We start from the raw sequence: 19,786 nt of genomic DNA, 5'->3' as shown, positions 1-19,786 counted from the left end.
TTATCAGGCAGCATACCGTGCTTAGCGCGCAGGTACAGCTTTCGATTCGATGGCGCTGATAGCTTTGATAGTTTTGATCACAGAATCGGGCGTAACAGAGATACTGTCGATGCCGCGTTCTACGAGAAACTGTGCAAAGTCGGGGAAGTCGGAAGGTCCCTGTCCACAGATACCAACTTTCACCTTGCAGGCTTTGGCGGTATCGATGAGCATGCTGATCATGCGTTTCACTGCATCATTGCGTTCGTCGTAGAGATGTGCAACGAGTGCAGAATCGCGGTCGAGACCAAGTGTGAGCTGTGTAAGATCATTCGATCCGATGGAGAAACCATCGATATGCTCAGCAAATTCTTTTGCCATGAGGATGTTCGAAGGAAGCTCTGCCATGAGGTAGATCTCCAGTCCGTCTTTGCCTTGTTCCAGTCCGAACTCTTTCATGGTGGCTTTCACTTTGATCAGTTCGGGTACTGTGCGGCAGAACGGGATCATCACCACTACATTGGTAAGGCCCATCTCTTCGCGAACGCGGCTGATGGCTCTGCATTCCAGTCCGAATGCGGGTTTGTAGCTTTCGGAGTAGTAGCGTGATGCACCGCGCCATCCGATCATCGGATTCTCTTCGTGCGGTTCAAAATATTTACCACCGAGCAGATTGAAATACTCATTGCTCTTGAAGTCGGAGAAACGAACGATCACTTTGTTGGGATAGAAGGCAGACGCAATTTTTGCGATGCCGTAAGAGAGTTTATTAATGAAGAACTCTTCTTCGTTCTGATATCCTTTGGTAACCTTTTCGATGGTGCGGGTGAGTTCGGGATCGTTCAGTTCGCGGTGCTTCAGCAGCGCCAGCGGGTGAACGCCGATGTAGTTGTTGATGATGAACTCTTCGCGCGCAAGCCCTACCCCACGGTTCGGGATATGCGAGAAACGGAAAGCCAGTGACGGAGATGCCACGTTCAGCATCAGGGCCGTTTCCGTTTGCGGAAGATCTTCGAGGGATGTTTCGGTTACTTCGAAGTCGATTTTTCCGTTGTACACCAAACCTTCGTCCCCTTCTGCACAGGAAACGGTGATATCCTGTCCTTCCTGCAGAACTTCAGTAGCGTTGCCGCAACCAACGATGGCAGGCACACCCATTTCGCGTGCAACAATCGCAGCGTGACAGGTTCTTCCTCCTTTGTTGGTTACGATGGCCGATGCTTTCTTCATGATCGGTTCCCAGTCGGGATCCGTCATGTCGGTAACAAGCACATCGCCTTCTTTGAACTCATGCCCTTCTTCAACGCGTTTGTCGAGAGAGTACATGATGCACACTTTGCCGGCGCCGATCTTATCACCAACGGCAATACCTTTAACGATGGGTTTGGCATCTTCAGGTTTGTTCTTCATCACATACTCGGTGATGGTGTTGTGCTTTTTGCGGCTGTGGATGGTTTCGGGGCGTGCCTGTACAATGAAGAGCTCCTGTGAAAGGCCGTCCAGCGCCCATTCCACGTCCATAGGGCACCAATGTTTTTTGATGCTGGTGTAATAATCTTCGATGATGGCTACCCAGCTGGAGAGCTTGAGAATGTTTTCATCGGTGAGACAGAAACGGTACTGTGCAGAGCGTTCTGTTGGGATGATGCGAACGCGTTCGTCAGGATCATCGCCATACACCATCTTCTGGTCTTTTACGCCCAGTTTCTTTTCGATGATGGATTTGAATCCTTTCTTGAGAGTTGGTTTGTACACGATGAATTCGTCGGGAGAAACGCTACCCTGTACAACCATTTCACCGAGGCCGTAAGAGCCGTTGATCACAATCACATCTTTGAAACCGCTTTCGGTATCGAGCGAGAAAGCTACGCCGGAGCTGCCGAGGTCGGAGCGAACCATTTTCTGTACGCATACAGAAAGGCCAACCTGGAAATGATCGTAGTTGAAAGTCTCGCGATAGCTGATGGCGCGGTCTGTGAAGAGCGATGCGAAGCAGTTGCGAACGGCATCGATCAGTGCGGCAGGTCCACGCACATTGAGGTAAGTCTCCTGCTGACCGGCAAAGGAAGCATCCGGCAGATCTTCTGCAGTGGCAGAAGAACGAACGGCTACATCGGTACTCTGCTGATCGTACTTTGCAGAGAGCGTGTAATACGCTTCGATGATCTGCTGACCAAGTTCCGGAGGGAACTTGGAGTTGCGCACAAGATTGCGCACCTGCAAACCTGCACGGCGAAGCGATTCTACATTGTTGTAATCGATCTCTTTCACCAGAGCCCGGATGGTTGAATCGAGATTGTTGAATTTGATAAACTCGTTGTAGGCGTTCACGGTGATTACAAAACCTCCGGGGATGTTAACACCAAGTTTGGTGAGGTTTTGAAGCATCTCGCCCAGTGAAGCATTTTTTCCTCCGACAAGTTCAATGTCGTTAATGCCCACTTCATGCAATAGGAGAATACTGCTGGTTGGTTTCATTTGCTGAATAAAATTGATTGTCTGGTGGCAGGATCTGTTTGGCGGCCCAAAAGTAATTAACGTACGTTAGCAATGCGGTGAAATCAGTCAATAAATTTTTATAATGTGTTCAGTTCACACGAAAGTAGCCGTGCATAACCTGTGCAAAAGCGCAAAGGTTTGTTAGCAATAAAACAATACAGCAATTTTGGAAGAAAGGCATTCTGTTTCTAATTTCACATCGGTAAGTTCTGATATATTGTTTTTCGTTATATTCAATACTCTGCCCTTTACGCCCGGTTTACTAAGGTTTTGATTCCAACATATTTTTTCCCTAAAGAACGGCCTGATGGAAAATGCAAGTAGCAACGATCAACTGATGCGTGCCTTCAATAATGGCGATACCAGCGCATTCAATACTCTCTATAAAGAATATTACCGCGGGTTATATTATTTCGCCCGCAAGCTCGTTCCACAGCAGGAAGCAGAGGATATCATTTCCATCTGTTTTGTAAAACTCTGGAATAAGCGTGCAGACTTCAATACCATGTCCAATGTAAAAGCATTTCTATTTATTGCTACAAGAAATGCATGTTTCAATAGCCTTCGTACCAGTCAACAGTTATCCAATTCGCAAAAAGAACTGCATTATCTGCAGGAAGATTCGGTGGAAGTTTTTCATCATGAGATCACCACAGAATTGTTGCAGCTGATGCATTCGGATATTGAAGAACTGGCTCCGCAACGAAAAAGAATATTGCAGATGTTCTTACAGGGACTCACAGAAAAAGAGATAGCAGGGCAATTGCAGATCACTGCCAAAACAGTGCGCAATCAGAAAGCGAACGCCATTCAGATACTCCGCAACAGAATGGTGAATAAGGTTTCTTACATCCTTACAGGCGCTGTAGTTTTTTTATTACAACTATGGAGCAGATAGTATCATAAAAGATGATGCTGATCAAGTTCGCATTAAAAAAATCCTCAATTATTACGGGAAGGTTACGAAATCATTACCCGAAAAATATCTCTGAATTTTCTTCTAAAATATCCTCCAGCCCAGTGGGCAAAACTTACAGGTTTGGGTTTTATATAGTAGCAGAACACATGAAAGCCTGGCGTAAATATCTCAGAACAAAAAACGGATCAGCAGCATGAGCAATCAAGCAGGCAACATTGCCAACCTTATCTATGCCTATATCAGCAATAAGCTTACTGAAGAACAGGAAGCTGAGCTGCAGCAATGGCTGCAGGCTTCGCCCGGCAATGAGGCCTACTTCTTATCTGTAGTAGAACAAATACGTTCTGGAGAATTGAGCAGTTTGTATCGTGAAGCAGATGAACAAAAGATCTGGCAGATGATCTCGGCACAGATACCCGAACTTCAGCCAGCCCCCGTTGTTGAACACTCCCCTAATCGTTTCAGAAAATACGCAGCAGTTGCTGCAGTGATTACCCTTGTAGCCTGTACCACTTTGTATTTTGTTTTCAAACCCCGCACCGATCATTCCACCATCGCTGCCAAAGTTCAACCCACAGATGTACAGCCCGGCACAGACAAGGCTGTACTCACACTGGCAGATGGACAAAAAGTTATTCTGGATACTACCACCAATGGTCAGTTGATGATGCAGCAATCTGTATCCATCACCAAAACCGCCGATGGCAAACTGGAATATCATTACACGGCAGACAATGTGCAGAACGAAACATCGATGTACAATACCATCAGCACGCCCACCGGCGGCAGGTACCGTGTAATGCTCCCCGATGGAAGCCAGGTGTGGCTGAATGCACAATCGAGCCTTCGCTATCCCATCGCATTCGACGGAACAGTGAGAAATGTAACATTGAAAGGCGAAGGATATTTCGAGATCGCGCCCATGTATGCGAAGGACAGCAAAACGAGAGTGCCATTCAATGTAAACGTTCAATCGGCGGAAGGTTTACCGGTATCCACCATCGAAGTAAAAGGAACACATTTCAATATACGTGCGTATGACACTGTATTACGAACTACTCTTACAGAAGGAAAAGTGAAAGTAGTGAGTCTCTCAGGAGCCACAGCCCTGCTCTCTCCCGGCCAGCAGGCCATTCAGGAAGGAAGTACGGCGCTCAGTGTAAACAGTATCGACACGGAAGAATCAGTGGCCTGGGTGAATGGCATGTTCAATTTCAATAATGCCGGCCTGAAAGAGATCATGGAAGAAGTGAGCCGCTGGTATTCACTGAAAGTGATCTACAGAGGAACAGATAAGGGAAGCCACTTTTCATTGAACCTGTCCCGCGATATTCCGGTCAGCCGCCTCTTAGAGGTAATGGAAATGACGGGATCGGTGAAATTCATTATCGACAAATCCAGTAACAGTATAACAGTTCAGCAGTAAAGGTCTCAGCACCTGAGAACAGAGGTATAGAACATCAATACCGATGCAACATTAAGAAGAAGTTAGGATCAGCTCGCGATTCTTGCCGCCATCAACCATTAAACCACCTTCATGTATTCGCGTGAGCATCCACAGGGGAGATTATTATATCGCCCAACACTTATCCAACACTCAATTGGGAATGACTTCTTCGTTTTTTTATTGACGTTACATACTATTTTCTTAACCACCCGGAAGAGACTAAAGAGGTTATTCCGGTTAACATTCCTTTACATGCAACTCAACAAGTTCGTGATGGGCCGCATCACCTGTCCGGCAATGGAGGCTAGTGCCTCTCCACCAGGTTCAGCTCGTAGCAATTCTCAATTGATTATTCCGGTTTTAAAACTGTTGCTGGCAGTTAGCTGCAGCATGCTGCTCAGCATGAAATTATCTGCAGGGGAACCGGCACCCAAAATTACCATATCGAAAAAGAACACTACACTTCAGGAGCTTTTTAAAGAGATACAGAAGCAGACGCAGTATGCGTTTGTGTATAATAATGAAATGATGCGTGAGACGAAGAAGCTCAGTATCGATGTGAAGGATGCGAGTCTGGAGCATGTGTTGAATATTTGTTTTAAGGATCAGCCGGTGACGTATAGTATAGTGGATAAGATTGTGGTGGTGAGGAAGAAGGGGGAAGAAAAGGAAACATATTCGGATACGGCGAGAAATAAAAGTGAAGCTGCATTGATGACAATCAGAGGTACTATTACGGATGATCAGTCAATACCAATTGCCAAGGCTTCCGTAGTTGCAAAAAACAAAAAAGCAGCAACATCAACTGATAACAAAGGAGATTTCATTCTAACAAATGTACCGTTAAATACTACATTGCTGATATCCTGCATCGGTTATGAACCAGCTGTAGTAGCGGTAAAAAAGAATGAAGAAATCAGGGTGAATCTAAAAGTTGCACCAAACAATCTGAACGAGACAATTGTGGTAGCATACAACAGCACCACCCAGAGAGCCAATACCGGAGCAGTTTCAGTTGTAAAGGGCGAGCAAATACAAACATTACCTAACAGAAGTTTTGATAAAAGCTTACAAGGTTTAGTACCGGGGTTGGTAGTTACGAACGGATCAGGCCAGCCCGGTGGAGCTCCGGCTAATTTTGTTCTGAGAGGAGTAGCTACGGGTGGAAATCCTCTTTTTGGTGAAACGTTCAGAAATCCACTTATAGTTATTGATGGAGTGCCCGTAACCCAGGACCCTATGGGTTCGAGTTCGATGCAAAACCAGGGACGCCCTTCAGTAACAAATCCGATGTCATTGATTAATCCATCGGATATTGAAAGCATATCTGTATTGAAAGATGCCGCTGCCGCATCACTATATGGCTCTAAAGCAAGTAATGGTGTAATAATTGTGACCACCAAGAAAGGTAAAGCAGGTAAAACCAATTACAACTTTAGACATCAGACTGATATTTCCACCAGAATAGAAAAAAACACTTCGGTCTTAAATCAGCAACAGTATCTCGACATGATAATGGAAACTTACCGGAACTCCTTCCCTACTGCTTCTGATGACAGTATCAGAACAGACCTATATAAGAAATTTCCAACCATTGTAAAATCACCTGGCGACACAAGTTTTTATCCGGCATCCAATTGGATCGATGCAATCTATGATAATCGCGCGATCACCACATCGAATGAACTCAACATATCAGGAGGTACAGCAAAGACTACTTTCTATCTGAACTTCGAATACACAAAACAAAACGGCATTGTAAGCAAAACTGATTTCGACAGAAAATCAATGAGATTCAATGTGGAAAACAGGCTTGCCTCCTGGTTCAAATTAGGATTGAATACCTCCTTCGCTTATTCTGTTCAGAACTACAGTAACAATACTGGTTCCGAAATGTACATTTCTCCTTTGCTCCCCATCAAAAATATGAATGGCAACTACATTAATAACTTTATCTGGGGATATGGAATTGGGGGTGTAAGAAATTCGCTTCCCAACCCTGTAGCGGCCGCTGAAAAGAATATCAATAGAAACACTTCTTATGGAGGTATTTCTGCGTTAACAGCAAGCATTACTCCTTTCAAATCACTTACCTTCAACTCTAAAGTTGGCTTTAATTTTATCCTGAATGAGGCTAAGCAAAAGATCCATCCCGATTTTATTATTCAAGGTGATACAGCAGCAGGATTGGGTCGTATTACTGATGAAAACTACAGATCAATAAGCCTGATCAATTCCAACACTTTGCTCTTTTCTCAAGAGATTGCCCCCAATCACCAGCTTCAACTTCTTGCCGGTCAGGAAGCACAAATTAAAACTGACCGCTATCTGAATTCTAATATCAAGGGCTTTGGGTCTAACCCTTCTCTTGAAGAAATACAAGGAGGTACTAATATTCAGACCTTTGGTAAAAAATTCAGACAAACCCTCCTCTCTTATTTTGGACAATTTTCTTATGGTTACAAAGAAAAATATTTTCTAAGTGGAAGCATCCGCGCAGATGGTGCTTCTAAATTCGGAAAGAATGCAAAATTCGGCACATTCTGGTCTGTCGGAGCCGGCTGGTTGGTAAGTGAAGAACCAATCATAAAAAAAGCATTGCCGTGGTTGAATCTGTTCAAGATCCGTGGAAGTTACGGTTCATCCGGCAACTCTTCCGCAATCACGGATGGAATCAGGTTTGATCCCCTTGTTATCTACAATTATCTCGGATCTACCGCGGTCTGGACTCAGGGAAGTGCTTCCCCGTCCAATCCTGGTATTCAATGGGAATCTACCAAAACAATGAACATTGGAGTTGAATTAGGTATGCTCGACAATAGAGTTATGCTTAAGGCTGATTTCTATAACAGGAAAACAAATAACCTGATTGCCTATGATATTTTGATTCCAGGCGCAACAGGATATAGTACATTCACAGACAATATTGGAGATATCTCAAATAAAGGCATTGAACTGAGTTTCTCCGTTACCCCGGTTAGAACAAGAGATTTCAGCTGGACTCTTACCGGAAACTGGAGTAAAAATACAAACAGACTCACCAAATCGTTCTACCCTTCCCTTACAGTTTTCGGCAATGGTAATCTTGTAAACGAAGTAGGTAAAGAATACAATAGTTTCTATCTACCTATATGGGCAGGTGTGAATCCCAGCAACGGAAGACCTCAATGGATAGATTCTTCCAGTGGCAAACCCACCGAAGATTATAAGGCAGCTAAAAAAGAAATAGTTGGAAATGCGCAACCTGATGGAGTTGGATCACTGATCAACACACTAACCTACAAAGGTTTTGAACTCTCTTTTAACTTGTATTATCAGTATGGATCTGAAATTTATTTTGAAGCAGGCAGAACACTGATCAATGATGGAGCCTTGCCATATATGAATCAGATCAGCTCTGCACAGAATCGCTGGAAAAAAACCGGTGCTAACTCGCCCAACCCCAGACGGCTTCTGAATGGAGTTAAGCAGATTCCCACTTATCCTGGTCTCGAATTTGATTACGGCGGAGAGCCTTCAACAAGATACCTGTATAATGGAGATTTTCTGAGATTGTCGAATGTTAATATAGCTTATACTTTCCCGGTAAAAATGATCAGCAAACTTCACATGAGTTCTTTGAGATTGTATGTGCAGGGAAATAACCTCGCTGTATGGACAAAATACTCAAACGGAGATCCCGAGAATATCAACGCATTCGGCTCTAGCGTTTTGCTTTACCCGCTCGCACGCTCATTCAGCATAGGAGCAATGGTCGGTTTTTAGTTACAAATCAATCTTTCTGGATCTAAAGTAATAAAATGAAACAGCTTATATTATTTTTCTTTATTCTGAGTCTTTTGTCTTGCAGCAAAAGCTTTGTTGAACTCGAAGATACAAGTTCCCTAAACAGACAAACTTATGTGAAAGACCTTAATACCATGGAGCATTTCGTCAATGGTGTGTATTTGATGCTCGACAGAGATTTTTTGGGCAACCTGGGTAGCTTATATGCTGATATAGTATCTGACAACGTGAAGCCTGTTTCCCTTGAAAACCCCGATCTTCTGGCGCATTATTCCTGGTCACAAAAAGCAGAACTCAATCCGGAAAATGCAGTCAGCTCAAATTCTACTGCAATGAATGGTGAATGGCAATCAAGCTATCAGATCATTCGATCCTGCGATTTTGTTATTGAAGACATCAATAAATATAGAAATGAAGGTTCTGAAAAATCTGACAATCTGAAAGGCCAGGTATACGCATTGCGCGCAATGATTCATTTCAAACTGATGAATATTTTTGCCCAACCTTACTCATATTCTGAAAATGCAACTCATATTGGCATACCATACATTACCAATTCAGATATTACAAAACCCATGCAACGGGCCACTGTAGCAGAAAATTATAACAGTGTAATTGCAGATCTGCAGGAAGCTATCAGGCTAATGCCCGAACAATTTACAGACGCCAGATTGATGAATCACCTTGCTGCCAAAGCCCTGCTCGCAAGAGTATATCTGTTCAAACAAGATTATGCAATGGCCCTCAAACTTGCAAAAGATGTATATCAGAAGGTTCCGCTGATGTCAATTGCTGCCGGTTACCCTGAAAAAATGTTTACCCTTCAGGCTCCCGGCAAATCGGAGGTTCTATTTCAATTATCGCCCGTTTTCATCAAAGGCAGTGCCGGAATAGGGGCAACCTTTATGGGCGCTTATCTAAGGTTCGGACAATTCGCAGCAACCAATGATATAACAGAAATACTTACAGAAAACCCAGACGACATCCGTTTGAACTGGGTTACGTCAATAGATGGAATGTGGGTGGTCACCAAGTACCCGGTTGGCGTAGCCAAGCTACACCCTGCTCCATTTTGCGACTATTATCAAACCATAGTCCGATCTTCCGAAGTAGCTCTCACAATTGCCGAAGCCGCAGCAAAAACCGGAGACGAGGTAACTTCCCGCGAATTACTTAACTCAATAAGAGTAAGAGCCAATCCCCTGGGGGTACCTCTGGAAACAACTGGTACTGCTCTTCTTGATTCAATTTATAAAGAAAGAAGAAAAGAGCTCTCATTTGAAGGCTTAAGAATGTTTGATCTTCAAAGATTGCAACAGGGAGTTCATAGAAAAGATGCTTTTATTTCAGGCGCCGCTAATCTTGAATACCCAAGTAATAAAGCAATATCTCCATTACCACTGCAGGATGTTCGATATGCTAACCTTCAGCAAAACAAAGATTATTAATCAACCATACAGGTCATGAGAATATTTTTCTATCTGATACTACCAATGATTCTTTTATCAGCCACAACAACGGCTCAGTTCCCCAATGCCAGAATGAACAGGGTGATCATTGAAGGAGATCTTCCATCGGGTTTTAACCCCGAAATGAAACAACTGTATACATTTGTTTCAGATGTAATAACAAGTAAAGATTATGACTTGGATACTGTCACAGGCAATCTCGCTGAAGGAAAAATCAAATGGAATATCCCTACCAATAAACCAACAACTATCAAAGGGCCTTTCATTGCCGACTATAAATTTTATGGAGTAATTTCTGAATCGGGCGATAGCATTTCAATCAGGCATGTTAACAATAAACTCCGTTTCACTGGCAAGGGAGCTGCAAACTGGGAACTAACCTTCAGACTCAGGGAGGTACTGGACAGCCTGGAAAATTTACCAGAACGAAGAACCTTGAGCAGCCATAAACACCCCCCCACCTCGTTAGAAGACTTTTTCAAATGGAATCAATACCTGAATAAAAGGATCTCACTCATACTTTCCATTATGGAGGTATATCGCCCGGAAATCACATCATTGGCCTACAATGAAATCAAACGACTTTTCTTATTGGAAGAAGAAAAAAGAAGGCTTTGGAAATTCAACTTCATCAGACTGGGAAATACAGCGGTCAACAAATATGGATTGACCAATAAAGATCTGTGTAATATTTACGATTCCGTTATGATCAATCCTTCCTCACAATGGTTGATGAAAACTCCTTATAATCAGGTAGACCTCTACTATCATTGGTATATCATGAAACTGAATGTTTATCGAAAGTATCATAAGTTCTTCAAAACAAGCCCAGACGATCAAATGCCTTGCTCCAGTCAGGAGGAATATTATTTTGCAATTTATAACGACATCAAGAAAAACTTTCAGGGGTTGATGAAAGAAAGAATGATGGCTTTTACATTTTGGGATAAAGATGGACTGCTTGGCGAAGTGGGTTTTAATAGCCGGATTGATTCACTGCTTCAGGATTACTATAACACATCACAATATGATGCTTACAAGGAAGCTGTTAAAAAAGCAGAGGTCAAATACAGAAAAAGAAGCGGCAGCCGATACATCCCATCATTTTCACTGACAGACAAAGACGGAAACAAATTCTCTAATTATCAACTCAACAATAAAGTAGCGCTAATTGATTTCTGGTTCACAGGTTGTACAGGTTGTGTACAAATGGCACCCGCATTGAAAAACATTGAAGAAAAATTCAGCAAAGATACCAACGTGGTATTTGTAAGTATCTCCATTGATAAGAATTTTTCACAATGGACCAAAAGCATTGAAGAAGGAGAATATGTTTCAGGCAAAGGGATTCACCTATATACAGAAGGTAAAGGTTCGACACACGACCTTATTAAAGGATTGACAATAGAGGGCTATCCTTCCTTACTGTTGATTAATCCTCAAGGCAGAATCGTTCCTTATGATGTCAATCAAATGGATCCAAGAAAAGATCAGGGAAAAGGAATGACCACGCTGATCAATCAGCTCCTCTCTGATATGAAAGATGGCCCCTACATTCTGCATGAAGGAAAGGACAGTATTATCAGTTGGTCTTTTCTAAACAACCAGGCAGACAAAAAAATATTATCTGCCGAAAAAACAACAAGCATTTCTACCATCAATTACCTGAATCAGACTTATAACATCCCCCTTCAACAATCAGTAGTATTGCAACCATCTGTATATGCTCAGCCAGAAAAGTTGCTGGCACTGTCAGATATCGAAGGAAATCTTCCCGTACTCACAGCTCTCCTGAGAGGAAATGGCGTGATTGACGATCAACAAAACTGGACCTTCGGCAATGGGCACCTGGTGTTTGCAGGAGATATGTTTGACCGGGGTACACAAGTAACCGAATGTCTCTGGTTAATTTATGCTCTTGAAGAAAAAGCAAAAGCCGCAGGTGGATATATTCATTTCATTCTTGGCAATCATGAAATAATGAACCTTCAGGGGGAACATAAATACACACAAAAAAAATACTTAGACAATGCAATTGCAGCCAAACAGACATTGAAAGATATGTACAGTAGCAAGAGCGAACTCGGCAGATGGCTCAGATCAAAAAATATAATGGAGAAGATTGGCAATATCATTTTTGTACATGGTGGTGTTTCGGCCGCTGTAACACGATTGAATTATTCCGTAGAAAAAATAAACAACATAGCCAGGCCATATTACGACATCAACTATGTGGGAAAAACTGAAGACACCCTGCTTATTGTAAAAGGTGTTGGTCCAACATGGTACAGAGGCTACTATTACAAGGATCATACTGAACAACAGTTAGACAGCACGTTAAAATTCTATAAAGCTGATCATATCATTACAGGGCATACTATTATTTCAGACACAATATCTTCTTTATTCAATGGCAAATTGTTCAATACTGATACTCATCACGCAGCAGGTAATTCTGAAGCCTTGTTGATAAACGGAAAACGTTTTTACAGAACCAATCAGGAAGGAAAACTAACCCTGATCTATGATGCAAACAAAAATAACAATTTCGTAAAACAGTGATTATTAAACTGCATTTTGATTGCAGTGGGTATGGATAATTTCGCAAGTGCGGCACAACTTCTATTACACATTCGAAATTGACGAATCAGCTAAAAGCAATCATATGAAAAAAAAAGCAGGAAAACATTATTCACTATTAGGACTTGCACTTTTGACAGCATCAGCAATAATTACAAATTTTGCCAGGTCAGAATCCACAGCCAATCAGTTGAATTCCCTGAATAACGGAACCCTTCGGCAATACAGTGGAGGAGATGGTCCATACCTACAAATTTACTCCTGCGTAACACTGGTAGCATTTGCCAACTGCCATGCAACGAAAACACTCAACAATGTGTCTGGCACCAGTTGGGATGCCAACAATGATACTATTATGATAACGGTTCACGGCCGTATGTATACCACCGCCAGGAATACATCATTGAGTATTCTGGGCAACGGGAAAGACACAACCAGCATGCTCATTCAACTCTGATCAGGCTATATTCTGAAAAAAAATGCATGCATAAAAGAAACACCCTGATACAAACTTTTGTATCAGGGTGTTTCTTTTATTGACTCTCTTAATATTACACTGCAGGTTAAGTGCAGCCTGAATAAGAAAGTAACAATTTCATAAAACGTAATCTTGTACTGCAAGCTAATTGCAGTAAGGAACAATAATTTCGTGTTGTAGTCTAATGGCCATTGATTACAGAACGTAATTACCGAATTATTAAAAAACTATTTTATGGAAAAGAAATCAGTTCGTCGTTTTTCTGCGCTGGGCCTCGTACTATTAGGCGCTTCTGCTCTCACTGCTGCTATTGTACCTTCTAAACCAGCTCCTGAGCAAGCCAACTCACTGAACAATGGTACTCTGCGTCAATTCAGTGGTGGTGACGGTGCTATTGCTAATGTATTCTCTTGTGTTACGCTTATTGTTGCTGCACATTGCCATAAGACTGTTACTGCTGCCAATGTAACCGGTACTACTGGTGGTGCTATTACTACTGTTGCAATTAATGGTTTGGGTCAACAAGTTACAACCAGAGGCAATACGTCTCTCAGTGTTACAGTTGGTGCTGTTGATACTACCAGCATCCTGGTAAGAATCTAATCTGATTATCATAAGATTGGATAATTTCTTTAAAAAGGCAACTGATTGTATTCTATGCAATCAGTTGCCTTTTTAAATTATCCAATGCTCTATAAAAAGTCTTATGAAAAAAGTGCAAATTCCCAAATTCCTGGTTTTAGGTTTAGAACTCTTAAGTACGTCCGCTATTACTGCCGCGATTGTTCCTACTAAAAAAGATCCCGGAGGTTTTTCACTTGAATTGAACCCTGCAAGTTGCAATAACAGGTAACATTCAACTGCATTAAAACTGCACCAGCCCTCTTTAACTTTATTAAAGATCACAATAGAATAAATTCAGCTTTATGAAAAAGATATTTCTGGCGCCAATATTTTTGACCCTGTTTTATTCTCTCCATAGTTGTAGTTCCGATGCGCTGCAACCCCAACCCATATATCAGGTACCAACATATGGAAATATGTCTTTACATTCTACCACAGACACCATTAACCTGCCTTTAGCGGAGGGAACAACTACGGGGCTGGGATCGATCAGCTATTTTACAATGAACGACAGTTCTTATGTTGCAACCTTTGATAAGGCAACTTTCACCCTGACACTGTATACTTTTCCTTCAGGTAACATTATCAAAGCAATTCCTTTGAAAAAATGGCTTACAGGAATTAAACTCGAAAAAACATCGGTTTGTGTAAGAAACTTCGACAGCATTATCATATGTACAAGAACACATATTGTTCTTTTTGATACAAGTAGCAGAATTAAGAATAAGATCGAAATACCAAAAGGACAATCATTGGCATTCTCAAACGAAACCCCTTTAATAATCAAAGGGCATATACTTTACACCAATAATATCAAGGCTGTGGCTGAAAACTCATTGCCAGCTTTGAAGCGGTATAAACTGATAGAGGGATTTGATCTTTCCCTAAACGATCAGAAATCATATTATAACCTTCCCAAAGTATATACTTCTGATTATTACGGGTACTCTTTTCTACGCTATGGCTATTGTCTGAATGAAAAAGGAAACTTCGTTTTCAGCTTCCCTGCTGATACTAGCCTTTATGAAACCAATCTTGCTGAATATCATAAATCTTATAATGCCAGAAGCAAGTTCCAGACCGAAGACATCAAGCCTGTATCCAAAAAAGATATTGAAGATGGACAAAGTTATTATGAATATTCCATTCGCTATTCGTATGGACCGGTGTTCTATGACCCCGCAAAAAAATGGTACCTGAGAATGGCCAAACAAAAACTTTCAGACTCGTCTGTATATGCAAAGAACCGAAGCAGATCCCGAAGCATGATCATTCTCGACCAGAACTTCAAAATCATTAGCGAAGCACCCGCACCTGATCATATCGATTTATTTTCACTGTTCTTTACGAGAGATGGACAACTTTTTGCGCGCGTGGACAATAACAGAAAACCATATGTGAGTTTAGTTAGAGTTGAATATGCAGAGTACATTGACAGTAGTGGGATGGCTTCTCTCAAAAAATAAACCCTTAAAAAGTTACTTTATGAAACTTTTCATCTTTTCTATTACACTCTTCATCGTATGCTGCAAAGAATCTCCAAAGCATACCAGTATTGAGTTGATCACAGAACAAACAAAACAGGAACAGATCTTCAAAGGTCTTATGGCCGTAACCAACAATATCATTCCGGAAAATGTTAGAAAAGATTCTCTTGCAATTCTGCTTCTGCCCCTGGAAGTAAGCTGCCCAAGCTGCAGAAAAAAAACTATCGACAGCATAATCAGTCATGGCATCAATCTGCCTTACCGGCATTACATAATTTTATCAGCCACTGAAGGATATGATTCCATGAATAAGTTCTTTAAAGACAGAAAAGGAAATATCCCTCCCATAACAAACCGCTTGTTTTTAGATTCTATAAATCACGCAAGAGTGTTAAGGTTGGTTAACAACAAGCCTACCATTTACTACACTTCAGGAGAGAAGGCTTTCAAAAGGGTCAGCTCCATTCCTGAGACTATTAAATCCGATCTGAAAGAGTTCTTCTCCGGATCATAAACCAGAAACTAACTTTATCCCATGGTATCGCCATTCAAAATATCCATTCAGGTTCCGAACTATAAAGATGATCTGCATTACTTTACTTTCAGAATGCATGAAATTCCCAAAAACGAAGCATGCGAGTATTCAACGCCTTCGCAATTGTTTGTAGTCTCAGACATTGAAGGCAATTTCGCTCCTTTGTTTAAATTACTGGTAGCCGGAGGAGTGATCTCTCAAAAAATGGAATGGCTTTACGGTAGTGGACACGTAGTTATATTGGGAGACTGCTTCGATCGTGGCGAAGAAGTAACTGAATGCCTCTGGCTGATTTACGGGCTTGAAGAAAAAGCGAAAAGGCACGGCGGGCATGTTCATTATATTCTCGGCAATCACGAGATCATGAATATGAATGGCGATTGGCGTTATGTTCACCCCCGATATGCTGTCGGAACAGTTTCGCTTACTGATCCACCAGCCGCTCTGTACTATGCCAATGATGAACTCTGGCGCTGGCTGCAATCAAAAAATGTGATTGAACGGATTGGCAACTACCTGTTTGTTCACGGAGGAGTATCAAGAGAATTACTTGATCTCAGATTGTCGCTATCTGAAATAAACGCCCTGGCCAGACCATATTACTCCCACAAATTCCCTGAATTCCTTTCTGATAACACATTGCACACTTTATTTTCCGCAGACATATCACCATTTTGGTATCGCGGGTATTACAATGGAGTTGCAGACAAGTCTCTAGTTAAAAACACACTGAAATTCTATAACTCGAAGCATATAATTACAGGCCACACCATGCTTGAAACCATTACCTTTTTCTTTGATGGAAAAGTAATAAATGTCAATACAGATCACGCAAACAATTTTTCAGAGGGCTTGATGGTAATGAAGAATAAATTCTACAGAGTTTTTACTAATGGCGAGTATCACAAGATTGGATAATGCTTAAATTTTGATCGCAGTTTCTTCCCTGTCGTTGGTAGGTTCCATATAAATTTTTGCCCCACTCCAATCGATTGCCACCAGGTTAAATGTAGTAAGCAAGGTTATTAATTCATCATCTACGCTGTCGAAATACAACATCGACAATTCAGTTATCATACCTTCTGTGCAGAGGCCGTAATATGTAGCTGAACTTGATTCTATAACAAAACTATTTTCTACGACACCCCTACTTTTGACACAAACTTTTCCCTTCATAAATCCCTCTGTGACTTCTATAAAATCATCAACAGAAATCTGCAGGGCATTATCAAAAAGAGCATTCCTGTTGAGAAAGCGATCATAACCCAGTAAAGTGTTTGCATTTGTTTCTGCATTCAATATCGCTTCGATACTAAGAATTTCTTCATGAATTGCAGAAGCCATCTTAACTGGAAGGAACTCAAATTCCCTCCATTCGTCAATATGCAGCATTGTTTGTTCATCGGTAACATTAGTTTCCTGCATAAATGGGAAAATTGCCGGACGGGATGGCACCATAAATCTATCTCCAATTTGAAACTGATCCGGATCTTCAACATACAATTGAAGTCGCTTTGAAAAAAAATAGCTACCATCACGGGTAACTTTAGCATCCACTACTCTCCATATATGCTTTTTTATTTCCAGCAAAGTGGGCTTATTGAATGTCTCAGGAATCAAATCTTCCCGTATTACCAGGCTATCCTCTTTCTGTCCGGTGCTAGATCTGATCAGATCGATCTTTATTTTTCTGGGAAACAAACCAGATACTCCATCTGCCAGTTTGAGAAAGTTCATATTGATGTAGGATGTAGTTGTTGTAAAAATTTTTCAGGTTTTGCAACTGATAATTTAACAGAAGATGGATCAAGCAAGGGAAACGCATTGTTTTCCGGATAACAATACCTCATCAGAAAATGCAAAATGCCGCTATTACCAATCATAAAACCAGCTATAGGATGCCTCTCCTGATCGGCCAACCAATACCTGCCGTATTTGTCATGGGAAATGCTTGTATTCAATATTAGCTGTACTATCCATCCAGCTCTGTTTTTCCATTGTTCATCTTTCAACACCTTGAATGCTTCAAGGTAAACTTCTCCAATACCAGAGAGCCCGGTATCTTGTGTAAGACAGTTATCAGTTAATTCAGCAGGAATTGACAATAAAGCGTTTTCAGCATAGTTTCGATACACCTGTTTCCCCGTTACCTCATAGGCTTTCAAAAACACCATTGCTATTCCACCCGCCCCCTCGGCAAGTCCATACCCGATACCATGGCCAGATGGTGACTTCCACTTAACTTTGCCTTTCTCTGCGACTGCTTTTTTGATCAGCCACGTTAATCCATTTTCTGCGAGCTCCAATGTTGCTGCATCTTGTGAAAATTTAGCATACTCAAGTAAGAAATAGAGAGTACCTGCATTCCCAAAAAGAAGTCCGGGATAAGCTTTTAGTTTCTTTTCATAAATAATGGACCAATAGCCATGCGGTTTAATTACTTCAGTAAGAAAAGAGGCATCCTGAGACAATCTCTTAGAAGCGACCTCCATTCTATTGTCAGTTAAGCAGCCCAATAAAGCTAGGCCCTGCCCTGCTCTTCCGTTGATCAGTCCAGGATCATTGGAAGTATTATTCAGCAATTGACCAATCCACTCATCATAACTTCCGCCAATAAGGCCATGATGAATAGCTGTCTGCAATGCAATGGCAACACCACCTGCTCCATAATATAAACCAGGAGCTACTTCTTCCCTTCTGATATATTTTTTTTCAATTAGTTTCAATGCCTTTTCTACGTTCGACATTGAACCGCTGACATCAAATCCACTAACCATTGCTTTGGCTAGAAAATAAAGTGGCCCCGATACACCAAACTGAAAGCTTACAAAATACTCTTTATCAATTTTGCTGCGATCGTCTTTGACAGTTTGCTGATTTTGTGCAAACCATCCTTTCTCTTTGTCTGCCAGCAATGCACTGTTCATGGTGTGAATTCCCTGCTGAACAACTTCATGCACCTTCCCGATCGCAGGAAGCCCAGCTCCTGAATTAGATGAAGCGCTCGTTTTTGAGTATGACTTTTTATAAGCTGTTAGATTCTTTTTGACTTCTGAAATCGATGGCCGTTGCAATGGATCATATTGCAGACATTTAATCACAAGCTCTGCAAGCCCGGGATCCGGTATTAAAAACTTCACCCTACCTTCCAGTTCTTCCGCTGGTGGGCGCGTTAACTTTGACGGAGAAATACCCGTCCATACCTGAAGGAACATTGCTCCGAATGCAAAAACATCATCGGACTTGCAGGGAAGCACCTGATTTTCCATTTGCTGAGGTGACATAAATCCTGGCGTACCCAGCTCAAAAGGAGGATCAGGAAAACCACGAAGCAGTGAGTAACTTAATTCCATATCGATCATTGAAACCCTTCCCGAACCTGAAATAATAAAATTTCCGCAGGTAGCATCCCTGTGAACGATTTCTTCACGGTGAAGCTTTTCAAGCAACGCAGCTATCTGAATCAGATAACCTATATACAAATGACCGTCTTTATCACCATTAATCAGTGAATTCCGTAAATCAGGCCCAGCTTTTCGAACAAGTGTCCCGATCGACTTTCCCTTAATCAACTCAATCACCAGATAATAATTCCCATTCTCTTCAAAGCTGCCCAGATATTTCGGTAACCTAAGTTTGCCATGCAGACTTTCATGCAGCTCTTTCTGCCATAGCAGCCGATCTTTAATATCACGGCCATGCTTATCCTTAGAATCACCAAACGTTCCTTCTTTAATTACACAGAAGCCAAACCTGGTAAGGCCCTTTATATACAAACACTTCACCACATCATTCTTCTTATGTTCCTTCAGGCTCTTCACAATTATATAATTATACCCAATCCTTTTCCCCGCCTTCTTCTCAGCCTTCCCTTTCTTCTCGCCTTCTTCCAATGGCAATTCATTAACCCCGGTTTTTGTTTCAGCTTTCATAGCCAGCAAATTTTAGTTCAGTTAATAACCAGCAATTCCTCCGCTACTAAT

Annotated in this window: 13 protein-coding genes; 10 read left to right on the top strand and 3 right to left on the bottom strand. The window is 41.7% G+C overall.

The genetic code is table 11. The features are described 5' to 3' along the window. Nucleotides 1-21 precede the first annotated feature (21 nt). On the bottom strand, nt 22-2,457 hold the full coding sequence (ppsA, locus tag HHL16_RS19010; protein ID WP_169426927.1) for a phosphoenolpyruvate synthase: 2,436 nt from the start codon (nt 2,455-2,457) through the stop codon (nt 22-24). Nucleotides 2,458-2,785: 328 nt separating this feature from the next. Between ppsA and HHL16_RS19005 the strand changes: the two genes are divergently transcribed. The 10 genes from HHL16_RS19005 to HHL16_RS18960 all read left to right on the top strand — a co-directional run bounded on the left by HHL16_RS19005 (nt 2,786) and on the right by HHL16_RS18960 (nt 16,721). Beyond that, a complete protein-coding gene (locus tag HHL16_RS19005; protein ID WP_169426926.1) occupies nt 2,786-3,376 on the top strand; it encodes a sigma-70 family RNA polymerase sigma factor in 591 nt (196 codons plus the stop codon). Between the two features lie 214 nt (nt 3,377-3,590). After that, nucleotides 3,591-4,823: a FecR family protein gene (locus HHL16_RS19000; RefSeq protein ID WP_169426925.1), complete on the top strand. Its 1,233-nt coding sequence runs from the start codon at nt 3,591-3,593 to the stop codon at nt 4,821-4,823. A gap of 294 nt (nt 4,824-5,117) precedes the next feature. Further along, nucleotides 5,118-8,609 carry a SusC/RagA family TonB-linked outer membrane protein gene (locus HHL16_RS18995; protein WP_169426924.1) on the top strand — a complete coding sequence of 1,164 codons (3,492 nt, stop codon included), beginning with the start codon at nt 5,118-5,120 and terminating at the stop codon, nt 8,607-8,609. Between the two features lie 35 nt (nt 8,610-8,644). Then, on the top strand, nt 8,645-10,078 hold the full coding sequence (locus tag HHL16_RS18990; protein WP_169426923.1) for a RagB/SusD family nutrient uptake outer membrane protein: 1,434 nt from the start codon (nt 8,645-8,647) through the stop codon (nt 10,076-10,078). 15 nt (nt 10,079-10,093) lie between these two features. Next, the gene (locus tag HHL16_RS18985; protein ID WP_169426922.1) at nt 10,094-12,661 is read left to right on the top strand and encodes a metallophosphoesterase; all 2,568 of its coding nucleotides are present in this window, start codon (nt 10,094-10,096) and stop codon (nt 12,659-12,661) included. A 103-nt stretch (nt 12,662-12,764) separates the two neighbouring features. Next, on the top strand, nt 12,765-13,136 hold the full coding sequence (locus tag HHL16_RS18980; protein ID WP_169426921.1) for a hypothetical protein: 372 nt from the start codon (nt 12,765-12,767) through the stop codon (nt 13,134-13,136). A gap of 255 nt (nt 13,137-13,391) precedes the next feature. Further along, a complete protein-coding gene (locus tag HHL16_RS18975) occupies nt 13,392-13,760 on the top strand; it encodes a hypothetical protein (protein WP_169426920.1) in 369 nt (122 codons plus the stop codon). Nucleotides 13,761-14,197: 437 nt separating this feature from the next. After that, a complete protein-coding gene (locus HHL16_RS18970; protein WP_240966268.1) occupies nt 14,198-15,247 on the top strand; it encodes a DUF4221 family protein in 1,050 nt (349 codons plus the stop codon). Between the two features lie 19 nt (nt 15,248-15,266). Next, complete coding sequence (locus HHL16_RS18965; RefSeq protein WP_169426918.1) at nt 15,267-15,782, top strand: hypothetical protein; 516 nt, start codon at nt 15,267-15,269, stop codon at nt 15,780-15,782. A gap of 21 nt (nt 15,783-15,803) precedes the next feature. After that, nucleotides 15,804-16,721 carry a metallophosphoesterase gene (locus HHL16_RS18960; RefSeq protein ID WP_169426917.1) on the top strand — a complete coding sequence of 306 codons (918 nt, stop codon included), beginning with the start codon at nt 15,804-15,806 and terminating at the stop codon, nt 16,719-16,721. Between the two features lie 3 nt (nt 16,722-16,724). Here HHL16_RS18960 and HHL16_RS18955 read toward each other — a convergent pair whose 3' ends face one another. Continuing rightward, nucleotides 16,725-17,540: a hypothetical protein gene (locus tag HHL16_RS18955; RefSeq protein ID WP_169426916.1), complete on the bottom strand. Its 816-nt coding sequence runs from the start codon at nt 17,538-17,540 to the stop codon at nt 16,725-16,727. Next, on the bottom strand, nt 17,537-19,735 hold the full coding sequence (locus HHL16_RS18950; RefSeq protein ID WP_169426915.1) for a protein kinase/lanthionine synthetase C family protein: 2,199 nt from the start codon (nt 19,733-19,735) through the stop codon (nt 17,537-17,539). Before HHL16_RS18950 ends, HHL16_RS18955 begins: the two co-directional genes overlap by 4 nt. Nucleotides 19,736-19,786: the final 51 nt, after the last annotated feature.

Source organism: Pseudoflavitalea sp. G-6-1-2, from assembly GCF_012927185.1.
Lineage (GTDB): Bacteria > Bacteroidota > Bacteroidia > Chitinophagales > Chitinophagaceae > Pseudobacter.
The sequence above is the reverse complement of the archived record's forward strand: the minus strand, read 5'-3'. Positions and strand labels throughout refer to the sequence as shown.

Excerpts from the sequence above, each read along its gene's own strand:
- HHL16_RS18975 (WP_169426920.1), top strand. The coding sequence starts at position 13,392 with ATGGAAAAGAAATCAGTTCGTCGTTTTTCTGCGCTGGGCCTCGTACTA.
- HHL16_RS19005 (WP_169426926.1), top strand. The coding sequence starts at position 2,786 with ATGGAAAATGCAAGTAGCAACGATCAACTGATGCGTGCCTTCAATAAT.
- HHL16_RS18985 (WP_169426922.1), top strand. The coding sequence starts at position 10,094 with ATGAGAATATTTTTCTATCTGATACTACCAATGATTCTTTTATCAGCC.
- HHL16_RS18970 (WP_240966268.1), top strand. The coding sequence starts at position 14,198 with ATGTCTTTACATTCTACCACAGACACCATTAACCTGCCTTTAGCGGAG.
- HHL16_RS18995 (WP_169426924.1), top strand. The coding sequence starts at position 5,118 with ATGGGCCGCATCACCTGTCCGGCAATGGAGGCTAGTGCCTCTCCACCA.
- HHL16_RS19000 (WP_169426925.1), top strand. The coding sequence starts at position 3,591 with ATGAGCAATCAAGCAGGCAACATTGCCAACCTTATCTATGCCTATATC.
- ppsA (WP_169426927.1), bottom strand. The coding sequence starts at position 2,457 with ATGAAACCAACCAGCAGTATTCTCCTATTGCATGAAGTGGGCATTAAC.
- HHL16_RS18955 (WP_169426916.1), bottom strand. The coding sequence starts at position 17,540 with ATGAACTTTCTCAAACTGGCAGATGGAGTATCTGGTTTGTTTCCCAGA.
- HHL16_RS18960 (WP_169426917.1), top strand. The coding sequence starts at position 15,804 with ATGGTATCGCCATTCAAAATATCCATTCAGGTTCCGAACTATAAAGAT.
- HHL16_RS18950 (WP_169426915.1), bottom strand. The coding sequence starts at position 19,735 with ATGAAAGCTGAAACAAAAACCGGGGTTAATGAATTGCCATTGGAAGAA.
- HHL16_RS18990 (WP_169426923.1), top strand. The coding sequence starts at position 8,645 with ATGAAACAGCTTATATTATTTTTCTTTATTCTGAGTCTTTTGTCTTGC.
- HHL16_RS18980 (WP_169426921.1), top strand. The coding sequence starts at position 12,765 with ATGAAAAAAAAAGCAGGAAAACATTATTCACTATTAGGACTTGCACTT.
- HHL16_RS18965 (WP_169426918.1), top strand. The coding sequence starts at position 15,267 with ATGAAACTTTTCATCTTTTCTATTACACTCTTCATCGTATGCTGCAAA.